This window comes from Variovorax sp. 10N432, from assembly GCF_056394465.1.
In genome coordinates, this window is sequence record NZ_JBFTHX010000058.1 from 1 (window position 1) to 16,907 (window position 16,907).

The following is a 16,907-nucleotide window of genomic DNA, read 5'->3' on the forward strand; positions in this document are numbered from 1 at the left end:
GCCGGTCTTGGTGACCGTGCCGCTGCCCGAGATCACGCCCGCGATCGGCGCCGCCGTGTTGGCGAAGACCAGCGTGGCGTTGTCCGTCACGTTGCCGGCCAGGGTGCCGGCCGTGGTCGCGTTGCCCACCTGCAGYGTRCCSGCCGAGATGGTCGTGCCGCCGCTGTGGSTGTCGSTGCCGGCCAGCACCAGCGTGCCGCCGCCAGCCTTGGTCAGCCGGCCGCTGCCGGTGATGGCGCCGCCCAGCGTCAGCGTGTTCCCATTGGTGTTGACTGTGCCGCCCGCGTTCAGCGTCACCGCGCGGTTCGACGCGAAGCTCGTCGAAGTGCTCAGGGTGCCGCCGTTGAAGGTGAGGCCGCCGCTGGCGTTGCCGAGGTTGCCGTCGTTCGCCACCGACAAGGTGCCGGCCGAGATCGTGGTGCCTCCGCCGTAGCTGTTGGCACCGCTGAGCGTGGTCGTGCCGCTGCCGATCTGGCTCACGCCGCCGCTGCCGGAAATCACGTTGCCGAACGTGACGCTGTTGCTTCGGTTGAAGGCCAGCGTGCCGTTGTTCGTCACGGCGCTGGACGCGCTGATCGCGCCGGTGGTGCCGCCGTTGCCCAGTTGCAGCGTGCCAGCCGAGATGGTCGTGGCGCCGCTGTAGGTGTTGTCGCCCGTCAGCACGGTCGTGCTGCTGCCGATCTGGCTCACGCCCCCGCTGCCGGAAATCACGTTGCTGAACGTGAAGCTGTTGCTCCGGTTGAAGGCGAGCGTGCCGTTGTTCGTCACGGCGCTGGACGCACTGATCGCGCCGGTGGTGCCGCCGTTGCCCAGTTGCAGCGTGCCGGCCGAGATGGTCGTGGCGCCGGTGTAGGTGTTGGCGCCCGTCAGCACGGTCGTGCCGCTGCCGCTCTGCGTCACCGTGCCGACACCCGAGATCACGCCGCCGTAGCTGAGCGTGCCGGAACGATTGAAGAYCAGCGCGCCGGCGTTGGCCACGTTGCCGGCGATCGCGCCGCTGGTGCCGCCGTTGCCGACCTGCAGCGTGCCGGCCGAGATCGTCGTCCCGCCCGTGTAGGTGTTGTTGCCSGTCAGCACGGTCGTGCCGGYGCCGGTCTTGGTGACCGTGCCGCTGCCCGAGATCACGCCCGCGATCGGCGCCGCCGTGTTGGCGAAGACCAGCRYGGCGTTGTCCGTCACGTYGCCGGCSAGGGTGCCGRCCGTGGTCGCGTTGCCCACCTGCAGTGTGCCGGCCGAGATGGTCGTGCCGCCGCTGTGGGTGTCGGTGCCGGCCAGCACCAGCGTGCCGCCGCCAGCCTTGGTCAGCCGGCCGCTGCCGGTGATGGCGCCGCCCAGGGTCAGGGTCGTGGAGGTGTTGGTGTTGACCGTGCCGCCCGCGTTCAGCGTCACCGCGCGGTTCGACGTGAAGCTGCTCGTGGTGTTCAGCGTGCCGCCGTTGAAGGCGAGGCCACCGCTGGCGTTGCCGAGGTTGCCGTCGTTCGCCACCGACAAGGTGCCGGCAGAGATCATGGTGCCGCCGCTGTAGGTGTTGGCACCGCTGAGCGTGGTCGTGCCGGCGCCGATCTGGCTCACGCCGCCGCTGCCGGAAATCACGTTGCCGAACGTGACGCTGTTGCTTCGGTTGAAGGCAAGCGTGCCGTTGTTCGTCACGGCGCTGGACGCACTGATCGCGCCGGTGGTGCCGCCGTTGCCCAGTTGCAGCGTGCCGGCCGAAATGGTCGTGGCGCCGGTGTAGGTGTTGTTGCCCGTCAGCACGGTCGTGCCGCTGCCGCTCTTGGTGACCGTGCCGCTGCCCGAGATCACGCCCGCGATGGGCGCCGCCGTGTTGGCGAAGACCAGCGCGGCGTTGTCCGTCACGTCGCCGGCGAGCGCGCCGGCCGTGGTCGCGTTGCCCACCTGCAGTGTGCCGGCCGAGATGGTCGTGCCGCCGCTGTGGCTGTCGCTGCCGGCCAGCACCAGCGTGCCGCTGCCGACCTTGGTCAGGCGGGTGCTGCCGGTGATGGCGCCGCCCAGCGTCAGGGTCGTGGCGGCGTCGGTGTTGAACGTGCCGCCGCCCGTGCCCAGGCTGACCGCACGGTTCGACGTCACGTCGGCGGTCGTCCGGAGCGTGCCGCCCGCCACGGTCAGACTGCCGGCGGTGGCGCCCAGGCTCGCGTCCGAAGCGATCGCCAGGGTGCCGGCCCGGATCGACCAGGGCGTGAGCGCCGTCGTCGCGCCGGTCAGCGTCCAGGTGCTGGTGCCCGTCTTCTGGAAGGTTGCGAAATTGCGGTACTGGGCCGTGTTGCCGATCTGGCTGGCGTCGAAACTGCTGCTCGTGTTGCCGCCCAAGACCAGGCTGTCGCTGCCGCCTGCGGTCGCGACGACATTGCCCGTGATTGTGGAACCGGCCTGGAGCGTCAGCGTGTTGCCGACCCCCGAGAACTGGATCGCATCGGCGTGGAGCCCGGCACCAGCGCCCGAGCCCGTCCCCGCCACGCCGCCGGTGATCGTCCCGCTGTTGATGATCGTCACGCCCCCGGTCGCCTTGATCGCGACGCCGCCCGCCCCTGCCTGGCCGAGGTTTCCGCCTTGGGTGGACAAGCCACCGGCGCCGCCGGCACCGCCGGCGATGGTCCCGGCATTGGTGAGCGTGCGTGCGCCGGTGATCTGGATACCGGTGCCGCCGTCGCCGCCGGCGCCGCCGGAACCCGCCGTGGCCGCACCGCCCGCACCACCGGCTCCGCCTTGCACCGCCCGGGTCACGTCGACGGTGACGTTGCCGCCGCTGGTCGTCAGCAGGCCCACCCCGCCCTGGCCACCGCCGCCGCCGCCGCCCCAGCCCCAGTCCCCGCCGGTGCCCTGCGGACCCGCAGCGCCGCCCGCGCCGCCCGCGCCACCGGTCAGCGCGTTGCTGACGGTCACCGTGCCGGTCCCCGAGAACACCAATCCCGCCGCACCGGCGCCACCGCCGCCGCCGCCGCCGTCGACATAGCCATTCACCACAGTCGCCGGCGCGAGACCCGGGCCGCCGCTGGCGCCGGTGGTGGCAATGCTGATCTGGCGGTTGCCGCTCGTCACGCGCGACGCCGCGGCCACCACGCCACCGGCGCCGCCGGTGGCCACCGGCGTGTTGCCGCCGCCATTGCCGCCCGCGGCCCCATCCCCTGCGGTGGCGCCGGTCGTGACCACCGCCCCACCACCACCGCCGCCGCCTGCCTTGTAGGTGACGCCGCTGTCCACCACAGACCCGGTAGCGCCGATGGCGCCCGTCGACTGCGCCAGCGTCCCGCCGGTACCGCCGGCACCGCCGGCAACGCCGACGTTCGTGTTGCTCGCCCCGCCGGCCCCGCCGCCCGCCCAGGCGCTGGCCGGCGCCATCGAGGCAATCGCCAACGCGAGAACCGAAGCGAGCGCTGACATACGTGGCATAGCCGATTCAACAGTCGACACTGCATCGCGTCCTCCGTGCGATCCGGTGGCAACCTCGGACACGGCCTGGCACACGCCCTTGCTGCGGTTGAAGACGACACGGTGGACACAATTCATTGGAAATCTCGAGAAGTGTTAACTAAAGATACAGATTGTTAGATATTTAGTGCTGAGTTGTAACTAGTTCGGGCTATATCCGAGTCCGATTAGTGAGAAATAAGTTTGCAATCCGCCTATGGGGCAGGACGTCGTGGCGGGCGAAAGACGGCCGTCGTTGGGTCAGGCAGGCGGACGGGTATCTACCGCAGGCAACGCGTCCGCGCGCTGCGCGCCCGTAGACTTGCGACCCCGGACCGGCCTTGCCGGACGCAACCCAAATGCAAGACACCATGAAAGTCACCGCCAACACCGCCGTCACCCTCCGCTACAAGGTGAGCGATGCCGTCACCCACAAGCTCATCGACGAGGGCCGCGACCCGATGGTCTATTTGCATGGCGGCTACGAGAACACCTTCCCCAAGATCGAGGCGGCGCTCGACGGCCAGGAGGTCGGCTTCCAGACCACGCTGAACCTGCAGCCCGAGGACGCCTTCGGCGCCCGCGACGAGTCGCTGGTGCGCACCATCCCCAAGAGCGAGTTCCCGCCCGGCGTCAAGGTCGGCGGCCAGCTGGAAGGGCGCAACGACCGGGGCGAGCCGCAGCACTTCACCGTCATGAAGATCAAGGGCCCCCAGGTGATCCTCGACGGCAACCACCCGCTCGCCGGCAAGGCGCTGAAGTTCAGCGTGACCGTGACCGGCGTGCGCGCCGCGACCGAGGAAGAGATCGCCCACCGCCACGTCCACGGCGACCACGGACATCATCACTGAGCGCGGCCGCCGGGGCGGCGTTCCACCCGCCGTGCCACTGCGTTCCATGGCCGGGGCTTTTCACGGCCCGGCCCTGGCCCCATCTGCCGTGGACACGCCCCATCGCCAGCCCCACGAAAGCGCCACCATGACCACCGCCGCCAACCCCATCGTCCAGATCAAGGCCCTCGGCTTCCCCTGGGCGACGATCGATCCGTTCCTGTTCTGCGCCTATCACGACGACGCCTACCCGCGGGCCAACCCGCAGATGGGCCCGGACGCGCCGCTGGCCGGCCGCGACCTGGGCCAGGACTTCAGCCGCAAGGACGGCTGGAGCATGTACCACGGCCATCCAGTGCCCGGCTTCCCGGGGCATCCGCACCGCGGCTTCGAGACCGTGACCATCGTGCGCAAGGGCCTGGTCGATCATTCGGATTCACTGGGCGCGACCGCGCGCTTCGGCGGCGGCGACGTCCAGTGGCTGACGGCCGGCAAGGGCATCGTGCATTCGGAGATGTTCCCGCTGCTGAAAGCCGACGCCGCCAACCCGCTCGAGCTGTTCCAGATCTGGTTGAACCTGCCGGCGCGCAGCAAGATGGCCGAGCCGCACTTCACGATGTTCTGGGCCGAAGACATTCCGAGCTTCACCGCCACCGATCCCGAAGGTCGCAAGACCGAGGTCGCGAGCATCGCGGGCCGGATCGCGCCGATCGACGGCGAGCCGGGCGCCGGCGGCCCGCTGGCGCCGCCGCCGGATTCCTGGGCCTCCCAAGCCGATGCGGACGTGGCGATCTGGACCCTCCGCATGGAGCCCCATGCGCGCTGGACGCTGCCGGCGGCCGCGGGCGAAGGCACGCGGCGCAGCCTGTATTTCTTCAAGGGCCGTTCGGTGACGGTCGCCGGCCAGGCGGTCGACGGCAGCGCGGCCATCGAGCTGCGCGCCGACGCCGCGGTCGAACTGGTCAACGGCGACGAGGTCGGCGAATTCCTGCTGCTGCAGGGCCGCCCGATCGGCGAGCCGGTGGCGCAGTACGGCCCCTTCGTGATGAACACGCAGGCCGAGATCGCGCAGACCATGGCCGACTACCGCCGCACCCAGTTCGGCGGCTGGCCGTGGCCGGACCAGGCGCCGGTGCACGGGCGCGATCCGGCCCGATTCGCGCGCCATCCGGGCGGGCGCGAGGAAAAGCCGCAGGATCACGCCGCGGCCCGCTGAGGCGGCCGCCTTATTCCGGCGCGATCCCGGCGCGGTGCGCCAGCGCCCGGTAGCGGGAGATCTCGTTTTCCATCTGGCTGCGGAAGGCGGCCGCGCCGATCAGCACCGGCTCCATGCCTTGCGCGCGCAGCTGGGCCTGCACGGCGGGATCGGCCATCGTCGCGCTGACATCGCGCACCAGCTTGTCGATCACGGGCTGGGGCGTGCGGGCCGGCGCGGCAAAACCGTACCAGGCGTCGAAGGTGGCTTCGGGCAGCTTCAGCTCGGCCAGGGTCGGCACCTCCGGCAGCAGGCTCGAGCGCGTCGCGCCCACGATGCCGAGCGCCCGCAGCTTGCCGGAGCGCACATGCGGCGCGACCGACGCCACGGTGTCGATGCCCATTTCGATCTCGCCGCCGATGAGCGCGATGGCGCCCTGGCTGCTGCCCTTGTACGGCACGTCCTGCAGTTGCACGCCCGCCGCCAGCGCGAGCAGCTCGCCGGCCAGGTGGGGGCCCGAACCGCTGCCGAAGGTCGCATAGCGGATGCCCTTGGGACTGGCCTTGGCTGCGGCGACCAGTTCGGCCACGGAGTGCCACGGCGCGCTGCCGTTGACCACCAGCACCAGCGGCGTGCGCGCCACGATCGCGATCGGTGCCAGGTCGCGCACCGGGTCGTAGGGCAGCTTTGCGCGCAGGGCCGGGTTGACGCTGTAGCTGGTCGAGCCCGACAGCAGCAGCGTGTAGCCGTCGGGCACCGCCTTGGCCACCGCATCGGTGCCGATGATGGTCGAGGCGCCGGGCTTGTTGTCGATCACCACCGGCTGCTTGAGCCGCTCCGCGAGCTTCTGGCCCATGGCCCGCGCCACCAGGTCGGTGCCGCCGCCGGGCGGGAAGGGAACCACCAGTTTCACGGGCTTGGCCGGCCAGGCATCCTGAGACCAGCCGGGCAGGGCGAGGGTGGCGGCGGCGGCAAAGGCGAGCGCGGACAGGCCGCGGCGGGAGATGATGGAAATCATGGTGATCGAAGGGTCAAAGTGAAGGAAGGGAAGTCGAAGACAGCGCACCGGCCTGCCAGGGTGCCTGGCCCTCCGCGCCGAGGTCCCAGTACAGGCCGGCCATGAGCTGAAGTCCCTCGCGAACCAGCGGCGCCAGCAGGTGCTCGTTGGGCGCGTGCTGCGCACAGGCCGGGTACGAATGCGGCACCCACAAGGTCGGCAGGCCCAGCTGGCCGGCGAACACATCGTTCGGCAGCGAGCCCGCGAGATTCGGCAACAGGTCGGCGCGCTGGCCGCAGCTGTGGGCGATCGAGCGCTGGGCCCAGTCGACCCACGGGTTCTCGACATCGAGCCGGGTCGCGGCGCCGGCCAGCGTGACCTCGACCTCGACCTGCCCGAAGCCGCGCGCATCCAGGTGCGCCCGCACGATCTGCGCGAGTTCCTGCCAGGGCGTGCCGACCACGAAGCGCAACTGGCAGTGCGCCACCGCCTGGCCCGGGATCGCGTTGACCGGCCGCTCGGCCGAGCCGGCGCCGAGCGCCAGCACCTCGATCGTGTTCCAGGCCATCAGGCGCTCGGCCGGACTCAGCCCCGGCTCGCCCCAGCCGGCATCGAGGGCCGGGTCCTCGGCGCCGCCGCCGATGGCGATGTCGGCCAGCGCCGCGCGCACCGGGGCCGGGATCGGCGGCGGCCGCAGCGCCTCGACCAGGATGCGGCCGCGCGCGTCGGCGAGCGAGGCCACGGCATGGCTCAGCACGGTCGCCGGATTGGCGAGCACGCCGCCCCAGTTGCCCGAGTGGTAGCCGCGCGGCCGGGCGCGCAGGCGCAGGCTGAAGTTGACCGCGCCGCGCGAGCCGAGGAACAGTGTCGGCCGGGCCGCGCTCACGCGCGGACCATCGCAGGCGATCAGCAGGTCGGCGCGCAGCTTCTCGCGCTGCTGCTCGCAGACCGCCTGCAGGCCGGGCGAGGCGGCTTCCTCGCCCATCTCGATCAGCCAGGTCACGTTGTAGCCCAGCCGCCCTCGGCGGGCCCGCAGCACGGCGGCGAGCCCGCCGAGATTGACCGTGTGCTGGCCCTTGTTGTCGGCCGTGCCGCGGCCGTACCAGCGCTCGCCGCGAACGGTCAGCGACCAGGGTGACAGCCCTTCGGCCCAGAGCGCGTCCTGTCCGCTCACGACGTCGCCGTGGCCGTAGCTCAGCACCGTGGGCAGTTCGGCGCCCTCGATCCGGCGGGCGATCAGGAACGGACCGCCGCCGGCCGCCGGGTTGGCGATCAGCTCGCAATCGAAGCCGAGCGCTTCGAGCGGCGGCACCAGTTCACTGCGCAGGTAGGCCTCGAGCGCCGGCGTGGCGGCTCCGGTGTCGCTCTCGGTGCGAAAGGCGATGCGCCGCTGCAGATCGGCGAAGAATCCGCCGTCGTCGAAGTAGGCGGCCGCGGAGGCGAGGGCGTCGGTGCGTGTCATTTGCTTGCGTTTCGTGGGAATGCTGCAAGTACAAGGCCTGAAGGGCTTTGCTTCCATCATCGTTTTGGCACACTCCCATTGCCTTTGAGGCAACACGCGACCCGCGGGCTTTCCCATGACACCCACGCTCCTCAGCATCCCGATGCGCCACTTTCTCGAAGTGGCGCGCAGCGGCTCGGTCAACCAGGCCGCGGCGCGGCTGTTCGTCGCCGCGTCGGCGGTCAGCCGCCAGATCACCAAGCTCGAGGACAGCCTGGGCACCGCGCTGTTCGAGCGCAGCGCCCGCGGCATGACGCTCACGGCCGCGGGCCTGCGGCTGTCGGCGCACCTGCGCAATGCCGTGCTCGACGCCGAGCAGGTGATCGAGCAGGTGCGCGATCTCGGCGGCCAGCAAGCCGGCCGCGTTCGCATTGCCTGCACCGAGGGTTTCGCGTCCCACTTCATGCCGGCCGTGGTGGGCGAATTCCGGGATGCCAACCCGGGCAGCCAGATCGAGCTTCACGTTGGCTCGCCCGATGAAGTGAGCCTGCTGCTGGCGCGTGGCGAGACCGACATCGTGCTCAAGTACGTCGTCGCGCCCGAGCCCGGCCTGAAGATCGAGCATGCCGCGCCGGCGCCGGTGCACGCGGTGCTGCGGCCCGACCATCCGCTGGCCCGGCAGCGCATGCTGCAAGTGGCCGAGGTGGTGCGCTATCCGCTGATCGTGGGCAGCGGGGGCGTGACCACGCGCCAGCTCTTCGACCAGGCCTGCAGCGTCCTGGGCGTGCAATACCGGCCGGTGTTCGTCAGTAATTTCTCGTCGGCGCAACTGCCGCTGCTGCGCACGCCCGACGTGCTGCTGTCGGGCCACCTGACCGTGATGCACCTGATCAACGAAGGCCTGGTCGTGGCCCGTCCCTTCGCCGATGCGCCGATGCAGCAGCGCCGGCTGCAATTGCTCTCGCTCGAAGGCCGCACCCTGACGGCGCCGGTGCAGGCCTTCGTGCAGCACCTGGTGAAGGCGATCACTCAGGCCAGCCGGCGCAGGCTGGGACGGGCCAGGACAACCTGAGGCGCAGGTTCACGCCGCCCGGCTGCGCATGTCGCCGGCCACTTCCCGGATCAGCCCCCACACCCGCTGCGCCAGCGGCGACGGCGCCCGATTGCGCCGATGCACCAGCATGATCGAGCGCTGCACCCGCGGCAGCAGCGGCCGCATGACCAGCACCGCGAGCCCGGTCGGCGGGGCTGCCAGCGCCGGCATCACGCTGATGCCGATGCCTTGCTCGACCATTCGGAAGGCGGTGGTCGGATGCCCGACCTGCTGGCGGATTTCGCAGCGCACGCCATGCCGGGCCAGCGCCTCGTCGATCAGGCGCCGGCTGCCCGAGGCATGGTCGAGCAGCACCAGCGCCTCGCCGTCGAGCGCCGACCAGCGCAGCGTGCGCTGGGCCGCCAGCCGATGGCCCGGCGGCAGCACCAGGCAGAACGGATCGTCGAGGATCGGCTCGCCATGCAGGTCGTCGGTGTCGGGCGGCTCGACCACCACGCCGAAATCGACCTCGCCGGCGCGCACGCTGTCCAGCACGTCCTGCTGGATGCGGTCGAGCAGCACGAACTCGATCTCGGGCTCGCGCCGCGCGCATTCCGCGATGCAGGCCGGCATCAGGTTGGCCGACAGGGTCGGGCTGCTGGCCACGCGAACCTTGCCGCGCCGCGCACCGGCCATGCCATGGACTTCGGCCAGTGCCTGGTCGAGTTCGTCGAGCACGCGCGCCAGGCGGAGCGCGAGCGACTGGCCGGCCTCGGTCAGCACCACCTCCCGCGTCGTGCGGTCGAGCAGCTTCAGGCCGAGCTGCGACTCGAGTTCATGGATCGAGCGGCTGACCGCGGGCTGCGACAGGCCGACCTGATCGCCGGCCCGGCTGAAGTTGCGGCCGTCGGCGATGGCACGGAAGACACGCAGCTGGCGCAGGCTCACATTCATGCGGTCAAATCATATATCTATCCGATAAATCCATTTCTCTTTTGAATGCAAGCGCGGTCCAATCGGGGCCATGGCACGTTCACGCTACCTCCCCGACAACTTCACGCTGGCCCTGGTCGCCACCGTCACGCTGGCCAGCCTGTGGCCGGCGAGCGGCGCTACAGCGCATTTCTTCGAGCGCCTGACCACGGTCGCGATCGGCCTGCTGTTCTTCCTGCACGGCGCCAAGCTGTCGCGCGAGGCCGTGATGGGCGGCATCACGCACTGGCGGCTGCACCTGCTGGTGTTCGGCGCCACTTTCGTCATGTTCCCGCTGCTCGGGCTGGCGCTCAAGCCGGTGCTGACGCCGCTGGTCACGCCCGAGCTGTACACCGGCGTGCTCTTCTTGTGCGTGCTGCCGGCCACCGTCCAGTCGGCGATCGCCTTCACCTCGATGGCGCGCGGCAACATGCCGGCCGCGATCTGCAGCGCCTCGGCCTCGACCATGCTCGGCGTCTTCATCACGCCGCTGCTGGTCAACCTGATCGTGGTGCCGAACGGCGCCGCCAGCGCTTCGTTCGATGCCATCGGTCGCATCCTGCTGCAGCTGATGGTGCCCTTCGTCGCCGGCCATCTGCTGCGGCCCTGGATCGGCGGCTGGATCAAGCGCCGCGCGTCGGTGCTGACACTGGTCGACCGCGGCTCGATCCTGCTGGTGGTCTACACCGCCTTCAGCGCGGCCGTGATCGAGGGGCTGTGGAAGCAGGTGCCGATGTCGGCGCTGGCCGGCCTGCTGGTGGTCTGCGCGGTGCTGCTGGCGCTGGCGCTGTTCGTCACGACCTGGGCCAGCCGCGCGCTGGGCTTCGACAAGGCCGACGAGATCACGATCGTGTTCTGCGGCTCCAAGAAGAGCCTGGCCAGCGGCATCCCGATGGCCAAGGTGCTGTTCGCCTCGCACGCGGTCGGCGCGATCGTGCTGCCGCTGATGCTGTTTCACCAGATGCAGCTGATGGTCTGCGCAGTGCTCGCCCAGCGCTATGCGCGCCGCAAGGCCGACGCGGCCGCGGCCGAGATCGAGAAGGTCAAGCCCGCCGCTTGACGCTTCGCTTCGCTCAACGCGGGGCGTCGCCCTTGCGGTACTCGGCGGTGAGCTCGTCCAGCCGTTGCTTCAGCCCGGCGTCGAGCTGGTAGTCGGCCGCGGCCAGCGTCGCATCGAGCTGATCGGGCCGGCTGGCACCGAGCAGCGGCGCGGTGACCAGCGGATTGGCCATCACCCAGGCCACCGCCAAGGTCGAGAGCGGCACGCCCGCTTCATCGGCCAGCCGGTGCAGCTCGGCGACGGTGCCGAAGCTGCGCTCGTTCCAGTAGCGGTCCTGGTACATGCCGCCGGCCGTACCGAGCGTGAAGCGCGTGTTCGCCTCCGGCTTGGCCTCGGGCTTGTACTTGCCGGTCAGGAGGCCGCCCGCGAGCGGGTTGTAAGGGATCACGCCCAGACCTTCCTCGCCGGCCAGCGGAAGCAGCTCGCGCTCGATCTCGCGGAACAGGAGGCTGTAGCGCGGCTGCACGCACACCAGCTGGGTGAGCCGGCGCAGCTCGGCCCGGCCGATCGCGCGGGCCAGCCGGTACGCCAGGAAATTCGAGACGCCGATGTAGCGCGCGCGGCCCGAGCGGACGATCGTGTCGAGTGCCTCCAGGCTTTCGTCGAGCGGCGTCTCGCGGTCGTCGTGGTGGAGCTGGTAGAGATCGACGTGGTCGGTCTGCAGCCGCTTCAGCGAGGCATCGATGGCGTCGAGCAGGTGCTTGCGCGAATTGCCCTGGTCCCAGCTGTGGGGGCCGACCTTGTTCGCCGCCTTGGTCGCGATGATGAAGTCATGGCGCCGGCTCGCGCCCTTGGCGCGCAGCCAGCGGCCGATGATCTCCTCGGTGCGGCCCGCGGTGTCGACGGTGCCGCCGAGCGGATAGACATCCGCGGTGTCGAGGAAGTTGATGCCGCCCTCGGCGGCGCGGTCGAGGATCTGGTGCGACACCGCCTCGTCGGTCTGCAGGCCGAAGGTCATGGTGCCGAGCGCGAGGCGCGACACGGTGAGGCCGGTGCGGCCGAGGCGGGTGGTGGGGATGCTCATCGAAGGACTCCGGATTCGGGGCGGTCGGCCATGATAGTGAACCGCCAGCAGACGCGCTTGCGGCCGAGGGCGTGTTCACCCTACCGATAGGTCGCCAGATGAATGCTGGTCTCCGTGCTGCGAATCCCCTTCAGCAGCCGGATCCGCTCCAGCACCTGCGACAGCTCGGCCATCGAGGCGGCGCGCAGCTCGGCCAGCAGGTCCCAGCGGCCATTGGTGTCGTGCAGCGCGGCGACGCCGGGCTCGCCGAGCAGGCTGGCGATCACCGTGCGGGTCTGGTTGCCTTCGACCAGGATGCCCATCCAGGCGCGGATCTCGTCCGAGCGCGCCTCCGGCCGCAGCTGCACCGCATAGCCGACGATGACGCCGGCATCCTCCAGCTTGCGCAGCCGATTGGCGACCGTGCCGCGCGAGACGCCGAGCTTCTGCGCCAGCACGGCCGCCGGCAGGCGGGCGTCCTGCCGCAGCAAGGCGATCAGGCGATGGTCGAGCGGGTCGATGTCCATCACGCCAGTCTAGCGAAGGCCTAGCCCGACGCTAGCGACACCAGCTCCGCCACCCGCGAAGGCGCCTCCGACATCAACGCCCGATGCGCGGCCTGCGCCAGCGACGGCGCCAGCGCCTGCAGCAGTTCGACCTGGCCGGCCACCAGGCTGGCGATCGGCACGCCGTCGCGGTAGAGCACCCGCGAACCCGCCACCCGCGCGGCCTTCGGGCCCGGCATGATGGTGCCGAGCAGGTTCGCGGGGTCGGCGGCCGACAGGCAGACCAGGGCGCCATCGAGCGGCCGGCGCCGCGTTTCGCGCAGCAGGCCGATGGCTTCGGGCAAGGCGAATTGTTCGCCCGCCACGCCGGCGATGAAGCGGCCGCCACGGATCTCGCCGCGCGCCTCGAGCCGGCGGTAGGCGCGCACCAGGTCGCGCCACGGCGGCAGCCAGGCCGCCTCGCGCTCGAGCAGGCGCCAGCAGACCACGCCGTAGCGGCGCAGCAGGACCCGCGCGACCTGCTCGACGGCATCGCTGCCCACGCGCGCGGGCGGATCGGCTGCCGCCACCGGCGCACGCGCGCGGACCAGCGACCAGCGCCCCGCGTCCTCGATCCCGAACAATGCCGTGCGCCGATGCCGCCGCCCATGCGTCGAAGTCGAGCGTTTGGACGGCGGGATCAGCAATGCGCGAAGACCCGCGTAGCTGTCGCAATGCACCCGGCCGCGCATCACCAGTTCGCTCAACGCATCCTCGAGTTCGGTGCCCAGAAGGTGCGTGCCCTGGACCATTTCGTCGAAGAAGGAAGCGCCATGCTCGGCCAGGAACGCCGCCACCCGCCGGGCCCGGGAGCCGAGGCCGTCGTCGTTCCCGGGCGCCGGCGCGAGGCCGGTCCAGAGCGCGGCGCTGCGGCGCGGCAGCAGCAGGATCGGCGCCGAGCGCAGCGAGGGGCTGCCACCGCCCGGCCGTCCTTCGATGGCCAGCGGCCGCAGCCGCGTCCACAGCGTGCGGCCCGCGGTGCAGAGTTCGTCGAGCCAGGCCGGGGCGTAGTCCTTGACCCGCGCCGGCAGCAGCTCGGCCTCCCAGAGTCCGGCCGGCGCTTCGTAGCCTTCGAGCTGCGCCAGGATGCCGGCCAGCGCCTCGGGGCCGCTGACCCGGCTGGCGGCAGCGACACGCTGCCACTCGAACAGGAAGCGCGCGAAGTCGCGCGGCTCGACCGGCTCGATCTCCTGTCGCAGCCGCTTCAGCGTGTAGCGATGAATGCGCGCCAGCAGATGACGCTCGCACCATTCGAGCGCCGGCGTGCCGGGCGTGAAGCGGCCCTGCAGCACCGAGCCTTCGGTCTGCAAGGCCCCCAGCGCGGCCTCGATGTCGGCCGCCGGCAGCCCGAGCGACGCGGCCAGCGCAGGCGCCGACACCGGGCCGAGGCCACCGAGCCGCGAGCGCAGAAGTTCGCGCAGGACGTCGTCGGCATCGGCCGGCGGCGTTGCATCGCACGGGGGCTCGATCGCGGGCGCCATCGCGGCCCCGGGGTAGAGCGTGCGGACTTGCGCCCATCGCTCGGCCGCGACCCACAGCCCGCGGCCCGGCGCCGTGGCGACCGCCAGCCGCGTCGCCCGCCGGTCGGCCGCCAGCGCCTGCAGCCAGTCCTGCCAGCCTGCGTTGGCCAAGGCCTCGGCATCGCTGACCACCCCGAGCCCACGGAGCGCCTCGTGCATCTCGTCGGCGCTGCGCGCCCGCGGCCAGGCTTCCTGGCGCACGGCCTCGATCGCCTCGGCGTCGAGCTGGCCCAGGTCGTCGGCGCTTTCGGGATCGACATAGCGGCGGTTCTGCACCGCCTGGGTGCGGCGCTCCTCGAGCGGTGCGTCGTCGAGAAAAGCATAGGGTCGGGCATTCAGCGCCTCGGCCGCGAGCGCCGACGGCGCCGGCACATCGCGCGCCAGCACCTCGATCTCGCCGGACTCCAGCTTCGCGAGCAGCCGCAGCCAGCCCGCGGCATCCATGGCCTCGTACAGGCAGTCCTGCAGCGTCTGCGCGACCAGCGGATGGTCGGGGATCTCGCGGGCGCCAGCCAGGTTCTCGGCGCAGGCGACCTGGTCCGGGAAGACCGCGGCCAGCAGGTCCTCGGACTTCATCCGCTGCAGCTGCGGCGCCACCTTGCGCCCGCCCATGAAGCGCGGCAGCGCCAGCGCCGTGGTGGCGTTCCAGCGCCAGCGCACGCCGAACAGCGGCGCATCGAGCAGCGCCTGCACCAGCACGTCGAGCGCCGAGGCCGAATGCAGGTAGCGCGCGACTTCGTCGAGCGCAAAGCTGTGGCTGGTCGACAGCGACAGCACGATCGCATCCTCGGTCGCGGCGGCCTGGAGCTCGAAGTTGAACTGGCGGCAGAAGCGCTTGCGCAGCGCCAGCCCCCAGGCGCGGTTGAGCCGGCTGCCGAAGACCGAATGGATCACCAGCTGCATGCCGCCCGAGGCATCGAAGAAGCGCTCCATCACGATGCGCTGCTGGGTCGGCAGCGCGCCGAGCACGCGCATCGTTCGGGCCAGGTGCTCGACGATCTGGCGCGCCGCTTCGGCTTCGAGGCCGACGGCGCCGGCGAGCCATTCGGTCGCACCCTCGACGCCCCGGGCGGCCAATGCCGCCTCGATCCCGGCGCGCAGGCGCGCAACGCCGGACGACAGCTCGTCGCTGCGCCCGGGGGCCTCGCCGAGCCAGAAGGGGATGTTCGGCGCGGCGCCATGGGCGTCCTCGACCCGCACCCGGCCAGGCTCGATCTTCAGGATGCGGTAGCTGGCGTTGCCGAGCTGGAACACGTCGCCGGCCAGGCTCTCGACCGCGAAGTCCTCGTTGACGCTGCCGATCTTGTGCGCCTGCGGCTCGAGCACCACCGTGTAGTCGCCGGTCTCGGGAATGGTGCCGCCGGAGGTCAGCGCGGTCATGCGCGCACCCCTGCGTTCGCGCAGCAGGTGATGCACCGCATCGCGATGCACGTAGCTGCCGCGCGCGCCCTGTCGGGTGGAAAAACCTTCCGACAGCATCCGCACCACCGCCGCGAAATCCTCGCGCTTCAGGTCAGCATAGGGCCAGGCGCGCCGCACCAGCGCGAACAGTTCGTCCTCCTCCCATTCGCGCGAGGCGGTCTCGGCCACGATCTGCTGCGCCAGCACGTCGAGCGGCGCCGGCAGCACATGCAGCGCGTCGAGTTCGCCGCGGCCGACGCAGTCGAGCAGCGCCGCGCACTCGACCAGTTCGTCGCGCGACTGCGGGAACAGCCGCGCCTTCGGCACGCCGCCCACCGCATGGCCGGAGCGCCCGGCGCGCTGCAGGAAGGTGGCGATCGAGCGCGGCGAGCCGAGCTGGCAGACCAGGTCGACGTCGCCGATATCGAGCCCCAGTTCGAGCGAGGCCGTGGCCACCAGCACCTTCAGCTGGCCGCGTTTCAGGCGCTGTTCGGCATCGAGGCGGGTCTCTTTCGCGAGGCTGCCGTGGTGCGCCGCGACCACCTCCTTGCCGAGGATCTCGCCCAGGTGCCGCGCCGCCCGCTCGGCCATCCGGCGCGTGTTGACGAACAGCAGCGTGGTGCGGTGCGCGTGGACCATGGCGGCGATGCGCGCATAGACCTGCTCCCACTGGGCGTTCGACATCACGGCCTCGAGCGGCGTCGGCGGCAGCTCGAGCGCCAGGTCGCGCTGCTTGGCATAGCCGATGTCGACGATCGCGCAGTCGGCGACGCCGTCGACCACCGCGCCGGCCCCGACCAGGAAGCGCGCGATCTCGTCGATCGGCTTCTGCGTCGCCGACACGCCGATGCGCGTCAGCGGCGCTTGGCACAGCGCCTGCAGCCGCTCGAGCGACAGCGCCAGGTGGCTGCCGCGCTTGCTGCCGACGATGGCGTGGATCTCGTCGACGATCACGGTGCGCACCGTCGACAGCATCTTGCGGCCCGACACCGAGCCGAGCAGCACGTACAGCGACTCGGGCGTGCTGACCAGCACATGGGGCGGCTTGCGCAGCGCCTGCTGCCGCTCGCGGGCCGGCGTGTCGCCGGTGCGTACGGCGGTGCGGATCTCGACGTCGGGCAGGCCGAGCTTGGCGAGTTCGGCGCGGATGCCCGCCAAGGGCGCCTGCAGGTTGAGACCGATGTCGTTCGACAGCGCCTTCAGCGGCGACACGTAGACCACTGTGGTCTGGTCCGGCAGGCCGCCGGGTTGCAGGCCCTGGCGCACCAAGCCGTCCAGCGCCGCAAGGAAGGCCGTGAGCGTCTTGCCGGAGCCGGTCGGCGCCGCGATCAGCGTGTGGCGGCCGGCGGCGATCGCCGGCCAGGCGGCGGCCTGGGCCTCGGTCGGGGCCGGGAAGGTGGCGTCGAACCAGCGGGCGACGGCGGGATGGAAAGTGTCATGCACGGCCTTGCATGAGATCAGGCCGCGCGGGGCGATGTCAAGGC

At 71.3% G+C, this 16,907-nt stretch carries 11 protein-coding genes; 4 read left to right on the forward strand and 7 right to left on the reverse strand.

Annotated elements, in window-relative coordinates:
* Positions 1–3,525 (reverse strand): autotransporter-associated beta strand repeat-containing protein (locus AC1DF3_RS34090; protein WP_478142413.1); only part of this gene is annotated, 3,525 nt, incomplete at its 3' end.
* 272 nt (positions 3,526–3,797) lie between these two features.
* Between AC1DF3_RS34090 and AC1DF3_RS34095 the strand changes: the two genes are divergently transcribed.
* Both AC1DF3_RS34095 and AC1DF3_RS34100 read left to right on the forward strand, forming a co-directional pair.
* Entirely contained in the window at positions 3,798–4,277 is a 480-nt protein-coding gene (locus AC1DF3_RS34095; RefSeq protein ID WP_286533303.1) for an FKBP-type peptidyl-prolyl cis-trans isomerase, read from the forward strand.
* A gap of 127 nt (positions 4,278–4,404) precedes the next feature.
* On the forward strand, positions 4,405–5,472 hold the full coding sequence (locus tag AC1DF3_RS34100; RefSeq protein WP_478142414.1) for a pirin family protein: 1,068 nt from the start codon (positions 4,405–4,407) through the stop codon (positions 5,470–5,472).
* A gap of 10 nt (positions 5,473–5,482) precedes the next feature.
* On the opposite strand, the gene AC1DF3_RS34105 is transcribed toward AC1DF3_RS34100, so the two are convergent.
* Complete coding sequence (locus tag AC1DF3_RS34105; RefSeq protein WP_286533298.1) at positions 5,483–6,469, reverse strand: Bug family tripartite tricarboxylate transporter substrate binding protein; 987 nt, start codon at positions 6,467–6,469, stop codon at positions 5,483–5,485.
* Positions 6,470–6,482: 13 nt separating this feature from the next.
* Positions 6,483–7,910, reverse strand: coding sequence for a M20 family metallopeptidase (locus AC1DF3_RS34110; protein WP_286533296.1), 1,428 nt, complete (start codon positions 7,908–7,910; stop codon positions 6,483–6,485).
* A gap of 115 nt (positions 7,911–8,025) precedes the next feature.
* Between AC1DF3_RS34110 and AC1DF3_RS34115 the strand changes: the two genes are divergently transcribed.
* Entirely contained in the window at positions 8,026–8,961 is a 936-nt protein-coding gene (locus AC1DF3_RS34115; protein ID WP_478142415.1) for a LysR family transcriptional regulator, read from the forward strand.
* A 9-nt stretch (positions 8,962–8,970) separates the two neighbouring features.
* Here AC1DF3_RS34115 and AC1DF3_RS34120 read toward each other — a convergent pair whose 3' ends face one another.
* On the reverse strand, positions 8,971–9,876 hold the full coding sequence (locus AC1DF3_RS34120; RefSeq protein ID WP_478142416.1) for a LysR family transcriptional regulator: 906 nt from the start codon (positions 9,874–9,876) through the stop codon (positions 8,971–8,973).
* A gap of 70 nt (positions 9,877–9,946) precedes the next feature.
* Here AC1DF3_RS34120 and AC1DF3_RS34125 point away from each other — a divergent pair, with 70 nt between their 5' ends.
* A complete protein-coding gene (locus AC1DF3_RS34125; protein WP_286533292.1) occupies positions 9,947–10,954 on the forward strand; it encodes a bile acid:sodium symporter family protein in 1,008 nt (335 codons plus the stop codon).
* Between the two features lie 13 nt (positions 10,955–10,967).
* On the opposite strand, the gene AC1DF3_RS34130 is transcribed toward AC1DF3_RS34125, so the two are convergent.
* The 3 genes from AC1DF3_RS34130 to AC1DF3_RS34140 all read right to left on the reverse strand — a co-directional run bounded on the left by AC1DF3_RS34130 (position 10,968) and on the right by AC1DF3_RS34140 (position 16,866).
* Positions 10,968–11,978, reverse strand: coding sequence for an aldo/keto reductase (locus AC1DF3_RS34130; RefSeq protein ID WP_478142417.1), 1,011 nt, complete (start codon positions 11,976–11,978; stop codon positions 10,968–10,970).
* Between the two features lie 80 nt (positions 11,979–12,058).
* Positions 12,059–12,484 carry an Lrp/AsnC family transcriptional regulator gene (locus tag AC1DF3_RS34135; RefSeq protein ID WP_478142418.1) on the reverse strand — a complete coding sequence of 142 codons (426 nt, stop codon included), beginning with the start codon at positions 12,482–12,484 and terminating at the stop codon, positions 12,059–12,061.
* Positions 12,485–12,504: 20 nt separating this feature from the next.
* Complete coding sequence (locus AC1DF3_RS34140) at positions 12,505–16,866, reverse strand: DEAD/DEAH box helicase (protein WP_478142419.1); 4,362 nt, start codon at positions 16,864–16,866, stop codon at positions 12,505–12,507.
* Between the last annotated feature and the right edge of the window lie 41 nt (positions 16,867–16,907).

Excerpts from the sequence above, each read along its gene's own strand:
- AC1DF3_RS34095 (WP_286533303.1), top strand. The coding sequence starts at position 3,798 with ATGAAAGTCACCGCCAACACCGCCGTCACCCTCCGCTACAAGGTGAGC.
- AC1DF3_RS34100 (WP_478142414.1), top strand. The coding sequence starts at position 4,405 with ATGACCACCGCCGCCAACCCCATCGTCCAGATCAAGGCCCTCGGCTTC.
- AC1DF3_RS34105 (WP_286533298.1), bottom strand. The coding sequence starts at position 6,469 with ATGATTTCCATCATCTCCCGCCGCGGCCTGTCCGCGCTCGCCTTTGCC.
- AC1DF3_RS34110 (WP_286533296.1), bottom strand. The coding sequence starts at position 7,910 with ATGACACGCACCGACGCCCTCGCCTCCGCGGCCGCCTACTTCGACGAC.
- AC1DF3_RS34115 (WP_478142415.1), top strand. The coding sequence starts at position 8,026 with ATGACACCCACGCTCCTCAGCATCCCGATGCGCCACTTTCTCGAAGTG.
- AC1DF3_RS34120 (WP_478142416.1), bottom strand. The coding sequence starts at position 9,876 with ATGAATGTGAGCCTGCGCCAGCTGCGTGTCTTCCGTGCCATCGCCGAC.
- AC1DF3_RS34125 (WP_286533292.1), top strand. The coding sequence starts at position 9,947 with ATGGCACGTTCACGCTACCTCCCCGACAACTTCACGCTGGCCCTGGTC.
- AC1DF3_RS34130 (WP_478142417.1), bottom strand. The coding sequence starts at position 11,978 with ATGAGCATCCCCACCACCCGCCTCGGCCGCACCGGCCTCACCGTGTCG.
- AC1DF3_RS34135 (WP_478142418.1), bottom strand. The coding sequence starts at position 12,484 with ATGGACATCGACCCGCTCGACCATCGCCTGATCGCCTTGCTGCGGCAG.